24 protein-coding genes are annotated in these 20,097 nt (G+C 50.2%); 10 read left to right on the top strand and 14 right to left on the bottom strand.

Annotation, left to right across the window (positions count from 1 at the left end; genetic code table 11):
- Nucleotides 1-353: 353 nt before the first annotated feature.
- On the top strand, nucleotides 354-698 hold the full coding sequence (locus tag M2371_RS04475) for a Grx4 family monothiol glutaredoxin (RefSeq protein WP_115628382.1): 345 nt from the start codon (nucleotides 354-356) through the stop codon (nucleotides 696-698).
- A 62-nt stretch (nucleotides 699-760) separates the two neighbouring features.
- Here the strand turns inward: M2371_RS04475 and rnt are convergent, their stop codons facing one another.
- The 5 genes from rnt to M2371_RS04500 form a co-directional block, all read right to left on the bottom strand.
- On the bottom strand, nucleotides 761-1,414 hold the full coding sequence (gene rnt, locus M2371_RS04480; RefSeq protein WP_172894021.1) for a ribonuclease T: 654 nt from the start codon (nucleotides 1,412-1,414) through the stop codon (nucleotides 761-763).
- Nucleotides 1,415-1,509: 95 nt separating this feature from the next.
- Nucleotides 1,510-1,917 carry a lactoylglutathione lyase gene (gene gloA / locus M2371_RS04485; RefSeq protein ID WP_115628383.1) on the bottom strand — a complete coding sequence of 136 codons (408 nt, stop codon included), beginning with the start codon at nucleotides 1,915-1,917 and terminating at the stop codon, nucleotides 1,510-1,512.
- 87 nt (nucleotides 1,918-2,004) lie between these two features.
- Nucleotides 2,005-3,102, bottom strand: coding sequence for an alkene reductase (locus M2371_RS04490; RefSeq protein ID WP_172894022.1), 1,098 nt, complete (start codon nucleotides 3,100-3,102; stop codon nucleotides 2,005-2,007).
- Between the two features lie 68 nt (nucleotides 3,103-3,170).
- Nucleotides 3,171-3,770 carry a TetR/AcrR family transcriptional regulator gene (locus tag M2371_RS04495; RefSeq protein WP_172894023.1) on the bottom strand — a complete coding sequence of 200 codons (600 nt, stop codon included), beginning with the start codon at nucleotides 3,768-3,770 and terminating at the stop codon, nucleotides 3,171-3,173.
- A gap of 41 nt (nucleotides 3,771-3,811) precedes the next feature.
- Complete coding sequence (locus M2371_RS04500) at nucleotides 3,812-4,024, bottom strand: phosphoethanolamine transferase domain-containing protein (RefSeq protein ID WP_259267006.1); 213 nt, start codon at nucleotides 4,022-4,024, stop codon at nucleotides 3,812-3,814.
- Between the two features lie 290 nt (nucleotides 4,025-4,314).
- Here M2371_RS04500 and M2371_RS04505 point away from each other — a divergent pair, with 290 nt between their 5' ends.
- The 3 genes from M2371_RS04505 (at nucleotide 4,315) to sodC (ending at nucleotide 6,112) form a co-directional block, all read left to right on the top strand.
- On the top strand, nucleotides 4,315-4,554 hold the full coding sequence (locus tag M2371_RS04505) for a DUF1289 domain-containing protein (RefSeq protein WP_034495784.1): 240 nt from the start codon (nucleotides 4,315-4,317) through the stop codon (nucleotides 4,552-4,554).
- 57 nt (nucleotides 4,555-4,611) lie between these two features.
- Nucleotides 4,612-5,508, top strand: a complete 897-nt coding sequence (locus M2371_RS04510) for an aldo/keto reductase family oxidoreductase (RefSeq protein WP_172894024.1) — start codon at nucleotides 4,612-4,614, stop codon at nucleotides 5,506-5,508.
- 82 nt (nucleotides 5,509-5,590) lie between these two features.
- Nucleotides 5,591-6,112: a superoxide dismutase [Cu-Zn] SodC gene (gene sodC, locus M2371_RS04515; RefSeq protein ID WP_259267007.1), complete on the top strand. Its 522-nt coding sequence runs from the start codon at nucleotides 5,591-5,593 to the stop codon at nucleotides 6,110-6,112.
- Between the two features lie 2 nt (nucleotides 6,113-6,114).
- Here sodC and M2371_RS04520 read toward each other — a convergent pair whose 3' ends face one another.
- Genes M2371_RS04520 through M2371_RS04530 form a run of 3 tightly spaced genes read right to left on the bottom strand, consistent with a single transcriptional unit; the run spans nucleotide 6,115 to nucleotide 9,242 of the window.
- Nucleotides 6,115-8,136: an FUSC family protein gene (locus tag M2371_RS04520; RefSeq protein ID WP_259267008.1), complete on the bottom strand. Its 2,022-nt coding sequence runs from the start codon at nucleotides 8,134-8,136 to the stop codon at nucleotides 6,115-6,117.
- A gap of 8 nt (nucleotides 8,137-8,144) precedes the next feature.
- Entirely contained in the window at nucleotides 8,145-9,002 is an 858-nt protein-coding gene (locus M2371_RS04525; protein WP_172894027.1) for an HlyD family secretion protein, read from the bottom strand.
- Between the two features lie 3 nt (nucleotides 9,003-9,005).
- The gene (locus M2371_RS04530) at nucleotides 9,006-9,242 is read right to left on the bottom strand and encodes a DUF1656 domain-containing protein (protein WP_034495778.1); all 237 of its coding nucleotides are present in this window, start codon (nucleotides 9,240-9,242) and stop codon (nucleotides 9,006-9,008) included.
- A gap of 181 nt (nucleotides 9,243-9,423) precedes the next feature.
- On the opposite strand from M2371_RS04530, the gene slyA reads away from it, so the two are divergent.
- Nucleotides 9,424-9,858, top strand: a complete 435-nt coding sequence (slyA, locus tag M2371_RS04535; protein WP_115631824.1) for a transcriptional regulator SlyA — start codon at nucleotides 9,424-9,426, stop codon at nucleotides 9,856-9,858.
- Between the two features lie 57 nt (nucleotides 9,859-9,915).
- On the opposite strand, the gene slyB is transcribed toward slyA, so the two are convergent.
- Nucleotides 9,916-10,383, bottom strand: coding sequence for an outer membrane lipoprotein SlyB (gene slyB, locus M2371_RS04540; RefSeq protein WP_034495775.1), 468 nt, complete (start codon nucleotides 10,381-10,383; stop codon nucleotides 9,916-9,918).
- Nucleotides 10,384-10,647: 264 nt separating this feature from the next.
- On the opposite strand from slyB, the gene anmK reads away from it, so the two are divergent.
- The 5 genes from anmK to pdxY all read left to right on the top strand — a co-directional run bounded on the left by anmK (nucleotide 10,648) and on the right by pdxY (nucleotide 15,275).
- On the top strand, nucleotides 10,648-11,769 hold the full coding sequence (gene anmK / locus M2371_RS04545) for an anhydro-N-acetylmuramic acid kinase (RefSeq protein ID WP_172894028.1): 1,122 nt from the start codon (nucleotides 10,648-10,650) through the stop codon (nucleotides 11,767-11,769).
- A 112-nt stretch (nucleotides 11,770-11,881) separates the two neighbouring features.
- Nucleotides 11,882-12,205, top strand: coding sequence for a C-type lysozyme inhibitor (mliC, locus tag M2371_RS04550; protein ID WP_115628392.1), 324 nt, complete (start codon nucleotides 11,882-11,884; stop codon nucleotides 12,203-12,205).
- Nucleotides 12,206-12,262: 57 nt separating this feature from the next.
- Nucleotides 12,263-12,919, top strand: a complete 657-nt coding sequence (gene pdxH / locus M2371_RS04555; protein ID WP_034495771.1) for a pyridoxamine 5'-phosphate oxidase — start codon at nucleotides 12,263-12,265, stop codon at nucleotides 12,917-12,919.
- A 142-nt stretch (nucleotides 12,920-13,061) separates the two neighbouring features.
- The gene (tyrS, locus tag M2371_RS04560) at nucleotides 13,062-14,336 is read left to right on the top strand and encodes a tyrosine--tRNA ligase (RefSeq protein WP_172894029.1); all 1,275 of its coding nucleotides are present in this window, start codon (nucleotides 13,062-13,064) and stop codon (nucleotides 14,334-14,336) included.
- 78 nt (nucleotides 14,337-14,414) lie between these two features.
- Nucleotides 14,415-15,275, top strand: a complete 861-nt coding sequence (gene pdxY, locus M2371_RS04565; RefSeq protein WP_259267009.1) for a pyridoxal kinase PdxY — start codon at nucleotides 14,415-14,417, stop codon at nucleotides 15,273-15,275.
- Nucleotides 15,276-15,318: 43 nt separating this feature from the next.
- Here the strand turns inward: pdxY and gstA are convergent, their stop codons facing one another.
- From gstA to rsxG, 5 genes are all read right to left on the bottom strand, one after another.
- The gene (gstA, locus tag M2371_RS04570; RefSeq protein WP_034495767.1) at nucleotides 15,319-15,921 is read right to left on the bottom strand and encodes a glutathione transferase GstA; all 603 of its coding nucleotides are present in this window, start codon (nucleotides 15,919-15,921) and stop codon (nucleotides 15,319-15,321) included.
- 109 nt (nucleotides 15,922-16,030) lie between these two features.
- The gene (dtpA, locus tag M2371_RS04575; RefSeq protein ID WP_259267010.1) at nucleotides 16,031-17,536 is read right to left on the bottom strand and encodes a dipeptide/tripeptide permease DtpA; all 1,506 of its coding nucleotides are present in this window, start codon (nucleotides 17,534-17,536) and stop codon (nucleotides 16,031-16,033) included.
- Between the two features lie 616 nt (nucleotides 17,537-18,152).
- Nucleotides 18,153-18,788 (bottom strand): endonuclease III, encoded by a 636-nt coding sequence (gene nth, locus M2371_RS04580; protein WP_259267011.1) that lies wholly within the window; start codon nucleotides 18,786-18,788, stop codon nucleotides 18,153-18,155.
- On the bottom strand, nucleotides 18,788-19,474 hold the full coding sequence (locus M2371_RS04585; RefSeq protein ID WP_115628397.1) for an electron transport complex subunit E: 687 nt from the start codon (nucleotides 19,472-19,474) through the stop codon (nucleotides 18,788-18,790). The genes nth and M2371_RS04585 overlap by 1 nt, the downstream gene beginning before the upstream one ends.
- Nucleotides 19,471-20,097 carry an electron transport complex subunit RsxG gene (gene rsxG / locus M2371_RS04590; RefSeq protein ID WP_172894033.1) on the bottom strand — a complete coding sequence of 209 codons (627 nt, stop codon included), beginning with the start codon at nucleotides 20,095-20,097 and terminating at the stop codon, nucleotides 19,471-19,473. The genes M2371_RS04585 and rsxG overlap by 4 nt, the downstream gene beginning before the upstream one ends.

The raw sequence follows: 20,097 nt of genomic DNA on the forward strand, positions 1-20,097 counted from the left end.
CCCTGGTTAAAATAAATGCATGATAAATACCATCATGCCCGTGTATGATTTTGCGAAACCCGCCGATTCTAATCCATAAGGCGCAATAAAGTTAATAACCTTTTTCGATTCCTCTTCCTGTTTCGTTACCGAACGCAAAAAAAATGACCAAACTAATGGTTGTGAGGCTATTTATTGATCGTGCTTATAGTTATTTCCTGATTTGCAGCCGCGGGAAAAGTGTTATTCTTGATGCATGTTGTCCCTCCATCGCGCAGCACAGAAAAACCCTGTAAAAAATGGTGTTTTCTGGAGAGGGTGTCAATCGCTACAATGGCAGGCTAATGCCAGTACTTGGTTTGAGGAAGCAAGCAATGAGCACTATTGAAAAAATCCAACAACAGATCACCGAGAACCCAATTCTTCTTTATATGAAAGGTTCTCCGAAACTGCCTAGCTGTGGTTTCTCTGCCCAGGCTGTGCAGGCGCTGTCTGCCTGTGGCGAGCGTTTTGCATACGTTGATATTTTACAGAACCCAGACATCCGTGCTGAGCTGCCAAAATACGCAAACTGGCCGACTTTCCCGCAGCTGTGGGTTGATGGCGAGCTGGTTGGCGGCTGCGACATCATCATCGAAATGTATCAGCGTGGTGAGTTGCAATCTCTGATTAAAGAGACCGCAGCGAAGCATAAATCTGAAGAGCCAGACGCAGAGTAATTATTTGCTCATGTGTTTTGTGCTAATAAAAAAGCGACCGGTTTGGGTCGCTTTTTTTATGCTTACGATTCAGGTTCTGCCGGAAGCGGAAGAGGCCATCCACCTAAGCGTTTCCAGCGATTGACGATTTCGCAAAACAGATGTGCTGTTTGCTCGGTGTCATACAGAGCAGAGTGCGCCTGGCTGCTGTCAAACGGCATGCCCGCGGCGATGCACGCTTTGGCCAACACCGTTTGACCTAATGCCAGTCCGCTTAACGCGGCGGTATCAAAGGTGACAAACGGATGGAACGGGTTACGTTTGAGTGATGCGCGTTCTGCCGCTGCCATCATAAAGCTGTGATCGAATGTGGCGTTATGGGCGACCATAATCGCACGGTTGCATCCGCTGTCTTTGATGCCTTTACGCACCATTTTGAAAATCGCATGCAGCGCATCATATTCGCTGACGGCACCACGCAACGGGTTGTGCGGGTCGATACCATTAAAGGCCAGCGCTTCAGGCTGAAGGATGGCACCCTCAAACGGTTCGACATGGAAATGCAGGGTTTCATCCGGCGATAACCAGCCGTCTTGATCCATCTTTAAAGTGATGGCTGCGACTTCCAGTAAAGCATCGGTTTTCGCGTTGAAGCCAGCAGTTTCTACATCAATGACTACCGGATAAAAACCACGAAAACGGTCGCACAGGCTATGCAGTTGCGTGTTGTCAGACATCAGGATCTCTTAATACGGGGAAAAAGCAGCGCGCATTATGGCAAATTTTAGGGAGGGTTGCAGTAGCGGGCGCAAAAATGCCCGCTACTCGGGTATTAGTGACCCAGACCTTTGCCAGCGTCTTTACTTTCGATCAGCTCAATTTTGTAGCCGTCTGGATCTTCCACGAAAGCGATAACGGTGGAGCCGCCTTTTACCGGGCCCGCTTCACGCGTCACATTGCCACCGTTTTGGCGAATACGTTCGCAAGCTTCGGCTGCATTATCAACGCTCAGGGCGATGTGACCGTAGGCATTTCCCAAATCATAGCTTTCGGTGCCCCAGTTATAAGTCAGCTCAATAACCGCTTCTTCCGTTTCCGGACCGTAGCCCACGAAGGCCAGAGAGTATTTATATTCAGGGTTTTCGCTGGTACGCAGTAGGGTCATGCCCAGTACGTTAGTGTAAAACTCGATGGAGCGTTGCAGGTTGCCGACACGCAGCATGGTATGAAGTAAGCGCATAAATTCCTCGAAGAATTAGAAGGTTAATTTCTAAATGTGAGGTAAGTATAGCGGCGAATAAACGCCGCTATCAACGGAAGACTCTGATTATAAGGTCGGATAATCGGTATAACCTTCAGCGCCACCGCCGTAGAAGGTTTCAGGGCGCTGGGCGTTGAGTTCTGCATTGTGATGCAGGCGCTCAACCAAATCAGGGTTCGCGATGTAATCACGGCCAAACGCGACAGCGTCAATCAAACCTTTTTCGATTAATGCTTCTGCTTTTTCTGGGGTATAAGCGCCTGCACCAATGATCACACCGTTGAAACATTCGCGTACTTTCTGACGGAATGCCTCGGTGTATGGCTTGCCGCCGGCCCAGTCTGGTTCAGACATGTGCAGATAAGCGATGCCACGTTTGTTCAGTTCTTCAATCAGATACAACGCATCGGCTTCTTCATCCGGGCCGTTGTCCACATTCTGGAATGAACCGACTGGAGAGACACGAATACCAATACGGTCAGCGCTCCATTCTTTGCTCACAGCATCAACCACTTCCAGCACCAGGCGCGCGCGGTTTTCACGGCTACCGCCGTACTCATCGGTGCGATGGTTAGAAGATGGTGAGAGGAACTGGTGCAACAAATAACCGTGTGCAGAGTGCAGTTCAACCATATCAAAACCAGCGTCACGTGCGTTTCCTACCGCCTGGCGGAAGTCATTCACGATGCCCGGAATTTCATTGAGCTCAAGTGCGCGCGGCATGGATGTATCGACGCGAATGGCATGGCCGTTTTCATCACGAAGCGAAGTGCGGGTACCGGCAGAAAGAGCGGATGGAGCAACAGGCGCTTGCTGTCCAGGCTGAATACTGGTGTGGGAAATACGACCGGTATGCCACAGTTGCACAGCAATACGGCCATCTGCGGCGTGAACGCCCGCCGTAATTTTCTTCCAGGCAGCAATTTGCTCATCGCTATGCAAACCTGGTGCGCCTTCATAACCTTTCGCTTGGGCTGAAATCTGCGTCGCTTCACTGATGATAAGCCCTGAGCTGGCACGCTGGCGGTAATATTCACCCATCAAAGGCGTCGGGATATCACCCGGCACGATGCTGCGCAGGCGGGTCAGTGGAGCCATAAAAATGCGGTTCGGGGCGGTAATAGCACCCACTTTCAGTGGAGTAAATAATTTATCTGCTGACATATAAAACGCCTCTAATAGACCGGTCGTCTACCGTTTGATTAAATAAAAAGTACTGAAATAAAAGCCTGTCAGGAGACAGGCTCCGCTAATAATTGAGTGACGTGGGCGAGGGCGCATTCCAGCGGTATCGCGCTACGTGAAATCTTCGCCTGCAAGCTCGCTCCGAGCCAAAGGGCATAAATCACCTGAGCCTGGCTGAACGCGGAATCGGTCAATTTCAGGCTTTTCTCTGCGTGACCTTTTTCCAGTGCATCTGCAAGCTGGGAAACAATTTGTGCCGAGCCTTGATTCAGCGCCGCACGCATATCTTCTGAAAGGTCGCAAACCTCTGCCGAAAGTTTGACCGTCAAACAGCTGATCAGGCTACCGTGCTGGGAAAACCAGTTAACAGTTTCCTGATACCAGGCCAGCAATCTTTCGCGGTACGTTCCCGCGCCACAGGAAAAGTGCTGCTGCAATCGCAGGTTATAAGCCGTGTAATAGCGCTCCAGCATCGCCACGCCAAACGCTTCTTTAGAGCGAAAGTAATGGTAGAAAGAGCCTTTCGGGACTTCGGCAGTGCTCAACAACTCGCTCAACCCCATGCCAGTAAACCCGCGTTGCAGGCAAAGCTGCTCGCCGGTCGCAAGGAGGTGTTCGCGTGTGTCATGGTCAGGATGTCTGTTCATGGGGAAAGACTGTAATAGACCAGTCGGTCTAACGCAAGTTTTTAGGGGGGAATTTTTACGATGTTTTTGTAACTAATGAACAGCGATGCGTAATCTCTATAAAAAACTGAAGCCACCAGAATAATGATCAACAGTCCCGCCAGAACGCCGACCAGGCGGATGAGTAGGGTGTACCACCAGCGCGAGGCCTGGATTTTAATCGCTGACAGAAACAATGCGGACACCAGTCCAGCCAGCCCGATCCAGAGCAGCAATTGCGGGGTAATTAACCCGGATGCTTTATGGGAGTCGGTTTCAAAGACGCTACTTACGCGCGTTTTATGAACAGTGAATTAATCAGAGTAAAGAAAAAGGCACAGCACAGGTTAAATCTGGATTCGTTACACTGTAACCTTTTATTGATTTCCATAACGCCCGTACGACACGAATATAATGGACGTAGACTAATTTAATAAGATTAGGTGAACCTTAATTTCACCGCATCGCTTGCAACATTCTGCGTGTCAGGCTTCAATTGAAGCAATGTGCTTGAAGAGGTTTGCGAGTGTCTGAACAGTTAGAGTTTTTCCCGATACAAAGTCCGTGTCGCGGGATCTGCCAGTCAGATGAGCGCGGCTTTTGCCGTGGATGTATGCGCAGCCGTGACGAACGCTTTCAGTGGCAGCAACTGAGCGATGGGCAAAAACAAGAAGTGCTACGCTTATGCCGCCAGCGTTTAATGCGTAAATTACGTGCAAACAAGAGCGCATCCCCCGAAGAACCGCAACAACCTTCACTTTTTTAATTCCCTGATCCCTCTATACTCAGTCGCAGAATTCATTTAACACTGAGGACAGGCTTTATGGTACAGCGCATTACGATTTCCCCGCAGGGACCAGAACTTTCCCGTCTGGTGATGGGGTATTGGCGTTTGATGGAGTGGAATATGTCCGCCCCTCAACTGGCCAGCTTTATTGAAGAGCATGTCGACCTGGGTATTACCACTGCTGACCACGCTGATATCTATGGTGGTTATCAATGCGAAGCCGCGTTTGGCGAGGCAATGCGCCTGGCTCCGCATCTGCGTCAAAAAATGGAAATCGTTACGAAGTGTGGGATTGCTACCACGGCAAAACCCGATCACGCTTTGGGGCACTACATCACCGACAAATCTCACATCATCAGCAGCGCGGAAAAGTCACTTCAGAACCTGGCCACTGACTATCTGGACCTGCTGTTAATTCACCGTCCTGATCCTCTAATGGATGCTGACGAAGTGGCGGAAGCGTTCACTATGCTGCATCAGAGCGGCAAAGTGCGTCACTTTGGCGTATCAAACTTTACACCTGCTCAGTTTTCATTGTTGCAATCGCGTCTGCCGTTTACGCTTGCGACCAATCAGGTGGAAATTTCTCCGGTACATCAGCCGACTATTCTTGATGGCACGCTGGATCAATGCCAGCAGTTGCGCGTTCATCCGATGGCATGGTCATGTCTGGGCGGTGGTAGCCTGTTTAATGACGAAGCCTTCCAGCCGCTGCGTGATGAGTTACAAGCGGTAGCAAATGAGATTGGTGCTGAAACTATCGAGCAAGTGGTTTACGCATGGGTGATGCGTTTGCCGTCTAAACCGTTGCCAATTATCGGCTCCGGTAAAATTGAACGAGTGCGTTCAGCCATTCATTCTCTGAGCCTGGATATGAGCCGTCAACAATGGTTCCGCATTCGTAAAGCCGCTCTGGGTTACGACGTGCCATAACCCGCAAAAATAGTTATCTCCCGGAGGATTCCACCTGTCTGGCCTATGCTTAACAGGGTAAAAATGAATCCGGGAGATAAATATGAAGCGAATGAGTCTGGCGTTACTGATCTTATTGAGTTGTGGAGCAGCTCAGGCTGCAAGCACCGACGTTCAAATGAATCTCGTCACGGCTGAGGGGATTGGTCACTCTCTTGGCAATGTCAAAATCACCGAGACCGATAAAGGACTGGTTTTTGCACCGGACCTGCGAACACTTCCCCCAGGTGAGCATGGGTTCCATGTCCACGCCAAAGGCAGCTGTGATACTGCTATGAAAGATGGCAAACCTTCAGCCGCTGAAGCCGCCGGTGGGCATCTTGATCCTGAACATACTGGCAAACATATGGGTCCAATGGGTGTTGGTCATCTGGGTGATTTACCCGTGCTGGTGGTTGATAACGACGGCAGCGCGACCCAGCCTGTTACCGCACCGCGCCTGAAAAAACTCGATGATGTAAAAGGCAAGGCGTTAATGGTGCATGTTGATGGCGATAATATGTCCGATCAACCGAAACCACTTGGCGGTGGTGGGGCGCGCTACGCTTGCGGCGTTATCCAGTAAAACTAGTGGCTGCCTGCCAACGTTCCGGCAGGTGGCGCTTGTTCCAGTTGGGAAAGCGAACAATAGAGTCGCCAAATGATTCCGGCGAGTTCTCGGGCATCCGAATTATGGTGATGCGACAGAGTGTCCGACATTTTCTGTAATTCCTGCAACGTTGCTGCCAGCGATCGTTGCTGAACCCCACGTTCACTCATCACGTCCCGCAAGGTATGAATACACACATCACGCACCTGCGAAAGCGGGTCGGACCGTGTTTCCCAACTCCGCAATTGCCAGACTACATGCGAGCAGTTCAGTAACACCACTCCCCAACGCAACAGCCAGCGGCGCGCCGTTTCATCTTTGCTGTTACTCAGTTGGCTAATATGGTGATAGGCGAGCGATTCAAATTGGTTTTCCGTGTGGATGGGTTTGCGGCTTAATTGATCGACAAAACCACGTCGCAAGGCCCGAATATGGCGGCGACTCTTACGCGTGTCTGAACCCGGTCGCAGAATGGAAAACGCCACCCACGAAAGGCCCACGCCTATCACTTTTGCCAGATTATCATTCAGGAAATCTGCAAAGTCATAAACCGGCGGGTTGGTCACTGCGATAAACGAACCCATGAAAACGATCAGTTGCCCCCATAAGCCCGCCAGCTTGGGTTGTTGCAGCTTGAGTAACTGCATGGTCGCCAGCAGCGGCAATAAGAAAATCAGGAACTGCCAGAGGTCGGTGATTTGCACCATCAGGCCGAATTTCACCAGGAAGCTAAATAGCGATAGCCATAGCAATGTGCGCATCAGCAAGGTGAGCGAATTAAGCGGCGAGGCGACAGACGAATAGAGCACGCAGCTTATTGCCGCCAGCGATAGCGCACCGCTCCCACCATCCCATTGGGTGCTGATACACCAGGCTCCGGTCACGGTGATTACGCAGAAGGTGCGAATTGCGCTCCACAAGGCCTCGGTGTTATCGGTATGCCGCGCCAGTGGCGGAGTTTTCGGTGGTTCTAGCTCTGATACAGGCGTCGCATTTTCCAGTTCACGCAACCATCGCGAACTGTTCAGATACAACCAGCAGAAATAACGCAGACGATGCCAGAACGCCTGATACCGATAGTCATCATCGACGCCGGGGGCAATCTGCTGTAACAGGCGGGCGATGTGATATTTATGGGTATCCTCCCGCGCCAGCTCTTTAATTAAGGCTTCCAGGACTGGCCATAAATTTTCTGGTGGGTCAGGCCAATTCATCAACATCCGACGCAGGCCGGAGATAACACTGGTGAGGCGGAGTTGTTGATGAATCAAATAATTGAGCAAATTATTCTGGCGGCGAAAACGATAATGACTCCAGAACGCCTGAATCCTTAAAAGATTCATGGTCAGAATCTGCCCGATAACCCCTTCGTGCGCCATGCGAATCGCATCGGTGGTTTCGGGTTTCCACAGCATCGAAGCGTGTTCCAGCAAACGGGCATGCATATTTCGCAGCGCACTCAGTAGCGTGGTGCCGTCAGAGGTGCTGGGGAGCACCATCATCATAAAACCACCGCATAAAATCCCGACGATAACTTCGCAAACACGTGCCTGAGTAATATCCCACAGCTGCGTGGTTTCAACCGTATTCACCATCGGGAAAGCGATAATCGCGGCGGTGTAGCCCGCCAGCATAAAGGCATACGCGACGTTATTCTGGAAATGGCTTGAGCTCCAGGTGCACAGCGCCAGCCACGCAGCCATAGCAAAAGTAAATAGCCACGGGTCGTTTAGCGTATTCCCGGCAATAATCAGCGAGGCCATAGCACCAATCAAACTGCCTGCCACGCGCCCCAGACTTTTACTGACCACGCCGCCGACGGTAGGGAAGCTCACGACCGCCGCTGAAGTCATTGCCCAGTAGGGCTCATCTAAATTCAGGTAATAAGCGATGGTTAATGCCAGACACATCGCAATGGCGTTGCGCAGGGCATAACGCCATTGCCCGGCGTTTGCTTTGCCCCAGGGTGTATTTCGCCATGCCAACGCTGCGAGTTTCATCAGTGCTGTCAGTGCTTAATGGATACAGTGCAGGTGGTGCCGGATACTAATGTGACTCCTTGCGGAATCTCATCGAGCTTGATGCGCACCGGAACACGTTGGGCCAGTCGCACCCAGGGCACGTTGGGTTTGATATCCGGCACTAAATTGCTGTCGCTTTCTACACTCTGATCGTAGATGGCGCGACCAATGCTTTGTACTTTGCCGCTTAAAGGAATATGGCCGCTATACAACACGATTTGCGCGGCATTGCCGGGTTGGATATGGCGAAGTTTGGTCTCTTCGAAATACCCGACAACATAAAAAGAGTGGCTATCGACCAGTGCAAATACCGGCTGCCCGGCGGTGGCGTAATTGCCGGTTCGTGTTGAAAGATTCGTCACCCAGCCATCAACGGGCGCGGTCACGGTCGTTTGCGTAATCTGCCATCTTGCCTGTTCAAGCGTGGCTTCAGCCGCTTTTACTGCGGCCTGCGCGGCTTTGACATTGATATTGGCGGTATCCATATCTTCCGCAGAGATGTAATTGCGTGGCAAATTCTTGCGGCGATTGGCTTCGTTGCTGGCCTTGCCCAGTTCGGACTGCGCCTGGGCTAACTGTGCCTGCGCGTTGAGTTCGGCAATGTGGTAAGGCGTGACGTCAATGGTGAACAAAATCGAACCCGCTTTGACGAACTGATTATCTTCAATATTAAGCTTTGTAATGGTCCCTGAAACTTGCGGCGTAATGCTGACTTGCTCTGCGCGAACTTTCCCATCTCGCGTCCACGGTGATTGCATGTAATAATTCCATAACATCCAGCCAACAACTATGGCTACAGCAAAAACCAGCAGCGTGGAAAAGTACTTAATTGTTTTCATATTCATGCTTTACCACACCACCAAAATGACCAGGCCTGCGCTGACTGAGAGTGAGAATAACGACAAATCCATTAATGTCGGATGCCAGATTTCACCGGAATACATCCAGTCACGTAACAAATGATGCAGGATGAGCCAGATAAAAAAACCAACGAGAACCGCTTTAAAAAGAGGGGGAAAGTAGATAGAAGCACCCAAAATCAGGTCCTGAATGGGTAAGCCTGAGGTCAGTAAATTAAAGCTCACGTCAGATAATCCTTTAAAATTCCGGGGACGACTGCCGTTTCCCCTGACTTAGATGTAAACTAAAAGTATAGCTGGTTGCATAACGTCAGCAAAAATAAGGATTTTGTTTTTTCAATTAAAGCCTGCACAGTAGTTTAAAATCAGTATAATATGTTAGCAAGCTAATTATAAGGAGATGAAATTGGAATCGCCATTAGGATCAGATCTGGCACGATTGGTGCGCATTTGGCGTGCTCTGATTGACCATCGCCTGAAACCACTTGAATTGACACAAACGCATTGGGTTACGTTGCACAATATTCATCAGTTGCCGCCCGAGCAGTCGCAGATTCAACTGGCCAAAGCGATCGGCATTGAGCAACCATCATTGGTCAGAACACTTGATCAACTTGAGGAGAAAGGTCTTATTTCTCGTCAGACTTGTGCGAACGACCGTCGCGCGAAGCGTATTAAACTCACTGAGCGGGCAGATCCCATCATCACTGAGATGGAAACGGTTATCAAAAAGACGCGCGATGAAATTCTGTTGGGTATCAGCCCCGAAGAGCAGACACTTTTGCTTAACCTGATAAACCGGCTGGAAAAAAACATCGTTGATTTACAGACGAAAGAATAATTTTTTGATCGAAAGCCTCGCTGCAAAGCGAGGCTTTCTGCTTTATAGAAGCATTAATTAGTTCGGTGAAACAGTGGTCTGGCTGCCGTTACTAGCGATTCTCACACGTTGACCCGCAGAGAATTTAGTGTCGCCTTGTTTTTGTACAACCAGAATGGTGTTGCCGTCATCTTTACGAATTTCCAGCTCAACACCCTGAGTTTTGTTCATTGCACCCTGAACACTCTGACCTGCCACGCCACCTGCTACCGCACCCGCAGCTGTTGCCAGTGAACGACCGGTACCGCCGCCGACGGTGTTACCCAGGAAGCCACCCAGAACAGCCCCGCCAATCGCACCCATCACGTTTGAATCATTTCCTGCCTGAATCTGAACAGGGCGAGCAGAAACCAACGTACCGTACGTGACGCTCTGCACTTGTTTGGCATCAGAGGCGCTGTACACGTCGCCGGAAAGTGAACTGGTGTTGCTGCAACCAGCCAAAGTTAACCCAACTAATGTTACTGCCAGTACACGTGAAATCATTTTTTGACTCTCCTGAACACCTGAAACGCCCAACTGAGCATCCTTCATGGATAAATTATATGGTATTTAGGTGCTGAATTTAAAATTAGTTCCGATGCATTATGGCATTGATACTAAAAAACCTTAACTTAACCGTGCCTAAACCAGCGCAATATTCTTTGTGACACACGCATTGTTGTTAAAAAGTATTAATGAATCATCGAATTGAGTGTTAATTTATGATGGAGTTAACCCCCTAAAATGGCGAGTCTACAGGAGTAACAGATGAAATCAGGGCGTTATATCGGTGTGATGTCGGGCACCAGTCTGGACGGTATTGATGTCGTTCTGGCAGCGATTGATGAGCATCTTGTTGCGCAGCAGGCGAGTTACAGCCACCCGATTCCTTTAGATATCAAAAATGCCATTCTGGCGATCTGTCAGGGGCAGCAGTTAACGCTTTCTCAGCTTGGGCAGCTCGATAATCGCCTGGGGAAATTGTTCGCCGAAGCGGTGCAAACGTTGATGGATGAACAGGGGCTGACTTATACCGACATCACGGCTATCGGGTGCCACGGGCAAACCGTCTGGCATGAACCGCAAGGTGATGCGCCGCACACGATGCAAATTGGTGATAACAACCAAATTGTTGCGCGCACCGGTGTGACAGTCGTAGGGGATTTTCGCCGCCGCGATATGGCGCTTGGTGGACAAGGCGCGCCCCTGGTTCCGGCATTCCATCATGCTTTATTAGCCCATCCGACCGAACACCGCATGGTGCTCAACATCGGTGGGATTGCCAACCTTTCTTTGCTGATACCGGAACAACCCATCCGTGGGTTTGATACCGGCCCCGGAAATATGTTGATTGATGCATGGATCTGGCGTCAGCGCGGCAAGGCGTACGATAAAGACGCCGAATGGGCGAGCAGCGGTAAAGTTATCATTCCTTTATTGCAGCAAATGCTTAGTGACCCGTACTTTGCCATGCCTGCGCCGAAAAGCACCGGTCGCGAGTATTTCAACTATGGTTGGCTTGAACGCCAGTTGGCTGCATTCCCAGGGCTTGCCGGGGAAGATGTTCAGGCCACACTCACGGAACTCACCGCGGTGACTATTTCCGAGCAAGTTTTATTAAGCGGTGGTTGTGAACGCCTGATGGTGTGCGGTGGTGGGAGCCGTAACCCGCTACTGATGGCGCGTTTAGGTGGTTTGCTGCCTGGAATCGAAGTGACAACCACTGATGATGCAGGCATTAGCGGCGATGATATGGAAGCACTGGCATTCGCCTGGCTTGCGTACCGTACTATGTCGGGCCTGCCGGGAAATCTGCCGTCCGTGACCGGTGCAACAGCCGCTAGCGTGATTGGTGCCATATTTCCCGCAAACCCGCTCCATCTTCCCTGAAGAATCGGAGTTAACTGAAATTCACGACAGCACTAAAACTCTAAACTGAAGTGATGGGGGACGCTAAGCTCCCCCCTTTTATAAGAAATTATAAGAACTTCAGGACATGCAGATGAAAAAACTACTTATTGCCACTATTCCTTTCATGCTCGCCGGATGCAGCTATTACAACACCTTTGTTGAGCGTATGCAGACCGATACCCTGCAATATCAGTGCGACGAAAAACCCCTTACCGTCAAACTCAATAATCAGAAACAGATGGTCAACTTTGTCTACGACAACGAATACCTGTCGCTGACTCAGGGTCTGTCTGCCTCGGGTACGCGTTATACCGACGGGGTGTACGTGTTCTGGTCGAAAGGCGATACCGCCACGGTTTACCGTAAAGACACTGTCGTTCTGGATAATTGCCAGCTTCAAAATCCGAAACATTGAGATTTTTGAGGGTGGAGCGCACAATAGCTCCACCTGACAATTGCCTGACGTAAAGCCATGTCTGATAACGACTCTTTGCAACAAATTGCGCATTTGCGCCGCGAATACACTAAAGGTGGTTTGCGCCGCACTGATCTTACCGAACAACCACTGCCTTTGTTTGAGCGCTGGTTAGCTCAGGCATGTGATGCAAAACTTGCCGATCCTACCGCGATGGTAGTGGCAACCGTTGATGAAAACGGCCAGCCATATCAGCGCATTGTTTTGCTCAAACACTTCGATGAACGAGGACTCGTGTTTTACACCAATCTTGGTTCACGCAAAGCGCATCACCTCGAAACGAATCCTCGAATCAGTCTGCATTTCCCTTGGCATATGCTCGATCGCCAGGTCATGGTGCAGGGAACGGCGGAACGCTTATCCACCATTGAAGTGCTGAAATATTTCCACAGCCGTCCGCGTGATAGCCAAATTGGCGCCTGGGTTTCAAAACAATCCAGCCGTATTTCCGCGCGCGGTATTCTGGAAAGTAAATTCCTCGAACTAAAACAAAAATTCCAGCAGGGCGAAATTCCTCTACCGAGTTTCTGGGGCGGATATCGCGTAACGATTGACCAAATGGAATTCTGGCAGGGCGGTGAACATCGCCTGCACGATCGTTTTTTATACCAGCGTGACGGCAGTGCCTGGAAAATAGACCGCCTGGCTCCGTAGCATCGGGAATTTGTTGTGTTAAGCGCTGGTACTCCACGTGCCAGCTCTCTATTATATGTCCCCTAAGAAATTAACTCCTTTCGCCACCAGGCGAAAAACCGTGTACCGGTAAAGGTGCAGTCGTATATAGATGGAGAATTTGATGGCGAGCATCAATTTGATAAAACAATTGCAAGAGCGGGGCTTAGTCGCCCAGGTAACGGATGAAGAAGCGTTAGCACAGCGACTGGCGCAAGGGCCAATTGCTCTGTATTGCGGCTTTGATCCTACCGCTGACAGCTTGCATTTGGGCCATCTGGTTCCACTGCTGTGCCTGAAACGCTTCCAGGAAGCGGGTCACAAACCGGTTGCGCTGGTCGGTGGTGCAACAGGCCTGATTGGCGATCCAAGTTTTAAAGCCTCCGAGCGCAAACTGAATACCGAAGATACCGTGCAAGAGTGGGTTGAAAAAATCCGCCGCCAGGTTGCACCATTCCTCGATTTTGACTGTGGCGAAAACTCAGCGGTTGCGGCGAATAACTACGACTGGTTTGGCGGAATGAATGTTCTGACCTTCCTGCGTGATATTGGTAAGCACTTTTCCGTAAACCAGATGATCAACAAAGAAGCGGTGAAGCAGCGTCTGAACCGTGATGATGTGGGCATCTCCTTTACCGAGTTTTCCTACAACCTGCTGCAAGGTTACGATTTCGCCTGCCTGAACAAACTGCACGGCGTGGTTCTGCAAATTGGCGGTTCCGATCAGTGGGGTAACATCACCTCTGGCATCGACCTGACCCGTCGCCTGCACCAGCAACAAGCGTTTGGTCTGACTGTTCCGCTGATCACCAAATCTGATGGCACCAAATTCGGTAAAACCGAAGGTGGCGCGGTCTGGCTTGATCCGAAGAAAACCAGCCCGTACAAATTCTACCAATTCTGGATTAACACCGCGGACTCCGACGTTTATCGCTTCCTGAAGTTCTTCACCTTCATGAGTCTGGAAGAAATCGACGCGCTGGAAGAAGAAGACAAAAACAGTGGCGCGGCTCCGCGTGCGCAATATGTGCTGGCAGAGCAGGTGACTCGTCTGGTTCACGGTGAAGAAGGTCTGGAAGCGGCGAAACGTATTACCAGCAGCCTGTTTAACGGCAACCTGAGCGATTTGACCGAAGCTGACCTTGAACAACTGGCTCAGGACGGCGTGCCAATGGTTGAAATGGAACGCGGCGCTGATTTACAACAAGCGTTGGTCGATTCTGAACTGCAACCCTCTCGTGGTCAGGCGCGTAAAACTATCGCGCAAAATGCTATCACCATTAACGGTGAGAAGCAGTCCGACCCGGAATATACCTTTGCTGATAGCGATATTCTGTTCAATCGCTACACCTTGCTGCGCCGGGGTAAGAAAAATTACTGCCTCGTTTGCTGGAAGTAATTAAGAAAGACCAGAAGGGCGTGGGAAACCACGCCCTTTATTTTTGCGATATATTCCCAGAGTAGCCCGAGTAGAGAAATGAAAAACATTCTTGCCATCCAGTCCCATGTGGTTTTTGGTCATGCCGGTAATAGTGCTGCCGAATTCCCGATGCGCCGCCTGGGCGCCAATGTGTGGTCGCTGAACACCGTTCAGTTCTCCAATCACACCCAATACGGAAAATGGACAGGCGACGTCATGCCTGCCAGCCATCTCAGTGAGATTGTGCAGGGAATTGCAGATATCGGTCAGTTGCAGCGTTGTGACGCGGTGCTGAGTGGTTATCTGGGCTCTGCGGAGCAGGGTGAACACATTCTTTCTATCGTGCGCAAAGTGAAAGAAGCGAATCCGCAGGCGAAGTATTTCTGTGATCCGGTTATGGGGCACCCTGAAAAGGGTTGTATCGTCGCACCTGGTGTAGCCGAATTCCATACACGCTATGCGCTACCAGCCAGCGATATTATTGCGCCAAACCTGATTGAGCTTGAAATTCTCAGCGGCCATGCAGTGAATACCGTTGAAGAAGCGGTTGCCACGGCGCGTGAACTTATCTCCAAAGGCCCGCAAATTGTACTGGTGAAACACCTGGCACGTGCCGCTTATCAGCAAGATCGCTTTGAGATGTTGTTGGTGACAGCCGATGAAGCCTGGCATATTCATCGTCCGCTGGTGGACTTTGGCGAGCGCCAGCCAGTTGGCGTAGGCGATGTGACAAGTGGCCTGTTGCTGGTGAAGTTGTTGCAGGGAGCCACGCTTCGCGAAGCGCTTGAGCACGTGACTGCTGCGGTCTATGACGTAATGGTTGTGACGAATAAAATGGAAGAGTACGAACTGCAACTGGTTGCGGCGCAAGAAGGTATTGCGAAACCAGAGCACTATTTCACCGCGGTGAAACTGTAAAACACAAACGCCCTCAGTAGAGGGCGTTTTCACTTCAAGCAGATTAAATCCCTTCAGCTGTTAACGCCGCCGCCACTGCCGGACGCGCTTTCATACGTTCCATAAACGCGTCGATGTTGCTCAATCCTTCCAGATTGAGTTTCAGTGCCTGCGCCCAGCGCAATACGGTAAACAGATACGCATCCGCCACGCTAAAACGCAGACCCATCAGCCACTGTTTGTCATTCAACTCTTCGTTCACGTATTTGAATTTTTTCTCAAGTGCGGCACGCGTAAGTGTTTTGAAATCGTCAGGCGTTGCTGGATTAAATAATGGCGAGAAGCCTTTGTGAAGCTCTGTCGCAATGTAGTTAAGCCACTCGAGCGTGTGGTAGCGCGTCATGCTGCCTGCGGGAGCGAGCAACTGGCGGTCAGGCACTTTATCTGCGAGGAACTGCACAATCGCAACCCCTTCAGTCAGCAGCGAACCGTCATCAAGTACCAGTGCCGGAACCTGGCCTTTGGCATTCACTTCAAGATAATCGTCACCCGTTTCGGTTTTCTTTGCCGCTAAATCGACTTTGACGAGGGAGAAATCTACACCGGTTTCGCGCAGGATGATGTGGGGGGAGAGGGAACAGGCACCAGCTTTATAATACAGTTTCATTACTGAACTCCTATGGGGCGCTAAGATACCCTATGTTAGTGCGCAAACGGGCAAAAAAAAAGCCGTTAGCGAAAAGCTAACGGCTGAAAAAATCATGTTTCCCGCTACATTACGCGGAGGCTGTTTCCGTGGTGGTTTCAGCTTTTTCGTCACTCTGTGCCATACGGCTCAGTTTCGGTGCCGTAATCATCATCAGAACCGCGATAACAGCGGTAGCAATACCGATTTGCATGAATACGTGACCGTAAACTGCCAGTGACTGCAATGGATCTGTCACGTTTTCCGGTACAGCCATCAGGTTGGCAACTTTACCTGCAATGATTGCCGCACCAGCAGTCGTCAGGAACCAGCTACCCATGATGAAGCCCATCAGACGCTGTGGCACCAATTGTGCAACCATCGCCAGACCCAGACCAGAAATCATCAATTCGCCGATACTTTGCAGCGCATAGCTCAGGATCAACCAGCTTACTGAAACGATACCCGCATCGGATGCAAACTTAGCACCGACTGGCAGCACCAGGAACGCAAGGGAGCACAGAACCATACCGAATGCGAACTTGTGCGGCATTGGGATGCGGTCGCCCATTTTGTTATAGATTGCAGCCAGAATCGGGCTACCAATCATGATCCAGAATGGGTTCAGTGCCTGGAACTGCTCTGGCTCAAACGCGATACCCAGAATGGAGTGCTCAACGTTACGAATAGCAAAGAAGTTTAGAGAGGTCGGCATTTGGCTATACAGCACAAAGAACACGATCGCTTCAACCATCAGGATGAACGCAACAATCATCTTACGACGCGCTGTGCCTTTCATGGCGAAGGTTTCTTTAGCAAAGATAACCACGATGCCCAGAGCGACTACGCCCAGAACCATACGTGCGATACCCTGGTTGTGCAGCAGCCAGGTTGCTGCGGTAACCAGCACCAGAACGCCGACAATAGTCGTGGCCAGTTTACCGAAATGAACAGGCTGGAAATCAGGTTTGGAACCGTGGTTCTTCACCCACTTCTTACAGAACATGAAGTTCACGAGGGTAATCAGCATACCCACGAAGCTCAGAGAGAACGCAACGCTCCAGCCATACTTCGCTGCCAGCCATGGTGTAGCCAACATAGAGAAGAATGAACCGATGTTGATGGACATGTAGTACATGGTAAATGCACCGTCCAGACGTGGGTCATCCTTTTCATAGCAAGTTGAAAGCAGGGAAGACGGGTTAGCCTTGAACAGACCGTTACCCACAGCGATTGTTGCCATACCCATATACACGACAGCAACATCGTGGCCGGAATAAGCTACCAGCGCGTAACCGATAGCCAGGACGATTGTACCGAGCACAATGACACGCTTGGTGCCGAGAACTTTATCGCCCAACCAACCACCAATAGCGACCATTCCGTAGACCAGTGCGCTGAAGGAGGAGAAAAGGGTGATGGAGTCAGCTTCGGACATACCCAGCATTTTGACCAGGTAAACGGCCATGATGCCTTGCAGGCCGTAGTAGCCAAAACGCTCCCACAACTCGATAGAGAAAATCAGGTAGAACGATTTTGGTTGTTTGAAAGCGTTCAGACTTACGCTTTCTGTTGGTTTTTGGTTTGCAGTCGACACATATACCTCTTTTTTTACATCCCACTTTAACAGGAGTTTTCTAAGCGTCATGCCGGGTGGGCATTCGCTTTTTTAGTTATAAGGAAGGGGAAACGGCGGGTAATGTTCACTATCCTGCGCAATCAGGCAAGAGGTTTGTAATACTCTGTTACATATATCCGAAGCGGAATAAAGCTCCGAAAAGCAATTTGTTATTCAGCGTTAAATTTTATCAAAATGCGCTTTACCAATTTATTCTCTTCTGGAATATCAAAATTAAATCAATTTAGTTATATATTCTGCTCTAAAGGCGAATGTGTAGTGATATGGGCGGGGTGTAAAGATATGTGCAGGCTATTGTACTGCCTAAGTTGAGTATTCACTGGTGAATGAGAGGTTATTTGTTTCATTTTGATGACTTAAATTTAACATCAGGTTATCAGTGTGATCTGTGTCACATAGTTATGGAAAATTCTTATCGTAAAAAAACGATTAACCTGTTCGGGTAATTATTCACCGCAGGATGTAAACGAGGCGGTAATGATTTGCAGAACAAAGCAACAGAATATGGCGAATAGGGAGAGAGGAGAAATTGAGAGTTGAAGCGGCCTGCCACGAACCCAGCAGGCGGAAGAAATCAGATATCGACTTTCTCTTTATACTCACAGAGATCTTCGATGATACACGAGCCGCAGCGCGGCTTACGGGCGATACAGGTATAGCGACCGTGAAGAATCAGCCAGTGATGGCAATCCACTTTAAATTCTGCTGGAACCACTTTGAGCAGTTTTTCCTCTACCTGCTCAACATTTTTACCCGGCGCAAAGTGGGTACGGTTACAAACGCGGAAGATATGGGTATCTACCGCGATGGTTGGCCAGCCAAACGCGGTATTAAGCACCACGTTTGCTGTTTTACGCCCTACACCGGGTAACGCTTCCAGCGCGGCACGGTCTTCCGGGACTTCGCCATTATGCAATTCAATCAGCATCCGGCAGGTCTTAATCACGTTCTCAGCCTTGCTGTTAAACAGGCCGATGGTTTTGATATACGACTTGATGCCATCCACGCCCAGCTCCAGCATCGCTTGCGGTGTATTTGCAACCGGATAAAGCTTCGCCGTAGCTTTGTTGACGCTGACATCTGTCGCCTGCGCGGACAACAACACGGCTATCAGCAGCTCAAACGGGGTACTGAATTGCAGCTCTGTCGTAGGATGAGGATTGTTGTCACGCAGGCGCGTGAGGATCTCTAACCTTTTGCTCTTATTCATTACGCTTTCTCTGGATGTCCTTCCGTGGCGACAGCTTTCGCTGCGCGGCGCGTTTTCATTTTCTCATCAATAAGATATTTAACAGCAAGCATCAAACCCAAACCAATAAATGCCCCCGGTGGCAGCATAGCCAGCAGGAAAGGGGTATCAGTATGGAACACTTCAATACGCAGCACTTTTGCCCAGTTGCCTAATAGCGCGTCAGCCCCATCAAACAGCGTTCCGTTGCCAATAATTTCGCGCAGCGAGCCGAGAACAAACATCGCGCTGGTCGCACCCATGCCGATGGCAAATCCATCGAGAGCGGCAAGCGGTACGCTACTTTTAGCGGCAAAAGCTTCGGCGCGGCCAATAACAATGCAGTTGGTCACAATCAAAGGAATAAAAATCCCCAGCGATTGATACAAACCGTAGGCGTAAGCATTGATCAACATCTGTACGGTGCTGACCACCGACGCGATAATCATCACGTAAATCGGGATACGAATTTCAGCTGGAACCCAGCGGCGCAGTGCAGAAACGGCGCTGTTGGTTAGCACTAAGACCAACGTTGTGGCGAGGCCAAGCCCAAGGGCGTTGGTGGCTGTGGATGTTACCGCCAGCAGCGGGCACAGGCCCAGTAACTGCACCAGCGCGGAGTTATTTTTCCATAGCCCCTGAACGACAATATCTTTTACTTCGCTCATGGTTGTGCTCCACAAACAGGTAAGTTATCTACTTGAGAGGGTAATGTTTTTGCGAACAATCCTGCACGTTTTACCGCATTGACAACCGCGCGCGGGGTAATCGTCGCGCCGGTAAACTGATCAAACTGACCGCCGTCTTTCTTCACCGCCCAGCTTGGGTCATCATTACCCTGAATGGTTTTACCCGCAAAATGGGTAATCCAGTCGCTCAGGCGCGTTTCGATTTTGTCACCCAGACCGGGTGTTTCATGGTGTTCGGTCACTCGTGAGCCCAATACTTTACCGTTGAAATCCGCCGCAACCAGCAACTGAATAGCGCCAGAATAGCCATCGGGCGCAGTCGCTTCCATCACCACGGCTACCGGCTGCGACCCTTTACGCGCAACATAGATTTCGCGAGCACCTTTGCCTAATGGCGAATTGTTCACCACCACGCAACTGGCCTGAATATTGTTGTCGTAACTATCAGATGAAATCACCTGATCGAACAAGACCTTCTGTTGAGCAACGGCTTGCTGCTCGATGGTGTCTTTGGTCAGCGCGTTAACGACTGCGGTAAGTCCTGTTGCCAGCGCGGCAAATAGCGCCAGAGTCACGCCATGTTTTTGCATTGTTTTCAGCAT

It is taken from the genome of Buttiauxella sp. BIGb0471 (assembly GCF_024807715.1).
In the GTDB taxonomy this organism is placed as follows: domain Bacteria; phylum Pseudomonadota; class Gammaproteobacteria; order Enterobacterales; family Enterobacteriaceae; genus Buttiauxella; species Buttiauxella agrestis.

Bases quoted from the DNA above. Each gene is read 5' to 3' on its own strand.
- M2371_RS04475 (WP_115628382.1), top strand. From the start codon at position 354: ATGAGCACTATTGAAAAAATCCAACAACAGATCACCGAGAACCCAATT.
- rnt (WP_172894021.1), bottom strand. From the start codon at position 1,414: ATGTCTGACAACACGCAACTGCATAGCCTGTGCGACCGTTTTCGTGGT.
- gloA (WP_115628383.1), bottom strand. From the start codon at position 1,917: ATGCGCTTACTTCATACCATGCTGCGTGTCGGCAACCTGCAACGCTCC.
- M2371_RS04490 (WP_172894022.1), bottom strand. From the start codon at position 3,102: ATGTCAGCAGATAAATTATTTACTCCACTGAAAGTGGGTGCTATTACC.
- M2371_RS04495 (WP_172894023.1), bottom strand. From the start codon at position 3,770: ATGAACAGACATCCTGACCATGACACACGCGAACACCTCCTTGCGACC.
- M2371_RS04510 (WP_172894024.1), top strand. From the start codon at position 4,612: ATGGTACAGCGCATTACGATTTCCCCGCAGGGACCAGAACTTTCCCGT.
- sodC (WP_259267007.1), top strand. From the start codon at position 5,591: ATGAAGCGAATGAGTCTGGCGTTACTGATCTTATTGAGTTGTGGAGCA.
- M2371_RS04520 (WP_259267008.1), bottom strand. From the start codon at position 8,136: ATGAAACTCGCAGCGTTGGCATGGCGAAATACACCCTGGGGCAAAGCA.
- M2371_RS04525 (WP_172894027.1), bottom strand. From the start codon at position 9,002: ATGAATATGAAAACAATTAAGTACTTTTCCACGCTGCTGGTTTTTGCT.
- slyB (WP_034495775.1), bottom strand. From the start codon at position 10,383: ATGATTTCACGTGTACTGGCAGTAACATTAGTTGGGTTAACTTTGGCT.
- anmK (WP_172894028.1), top strand. From the start codon at position 10,648: ATGAAATCAGGGCGTTATATCGGTGTGATGTCGGGCACCAGTCTGGAC.
- mliC (WP_115628392.1), top strand. From the start codon at position 11,882: ATGAAAAAACTACTTATTGCCACTATTCCTTTCATGCTCGCCGGATGC.
- pdxH (WP_034495771.1), top strand. From the start codon at position 12,263: ATGTCTGATAACGACTCTTTGCAACAAATTGCGCATTTGCGCCGCGAA.
- tyrS (WP_172894029.1), top strand. From the start codon at position 13,062: ATGGCGAGCATCAATTTGATAAAACAATTGCAAGAGCGGGGCTTAGTC.
- pdxY (WP_259267009.1), top strand. From the start codon at position 14,415: ATGAAAAACATTCTTGCCATCCAGTCCCATGTGGTTTTTGGTCATGCC.
- gstA (WP_034495767.1), bottom strand. From the start codon at position 15,921: ATGAAACTGTATTATAAAGCTGGTGCCTGTTCCCTCTCCCCCCACATC.
- nth (WP_259267011.1), bottom strand. From the start codon at position 18,788: ATGAATAAGAGCAAAAGGTTAGAGATCCTCACGCGCCTGCGTGACAAC.
- M2371_RS04585 (WP_115628397.1), bottom strand. From the start codon at position 19,474: ATGAGCGAAGTAAAAGATATTGTCGTTCAGGGGCTATGGAAAAATAAC.
- rsxG (WP_172894033.1), bottom strand. From the start codon at position 20,097: ATGCTGAAAACAATGCAAAAACATGGCGTGACTCTGGCGCTATTTGCC.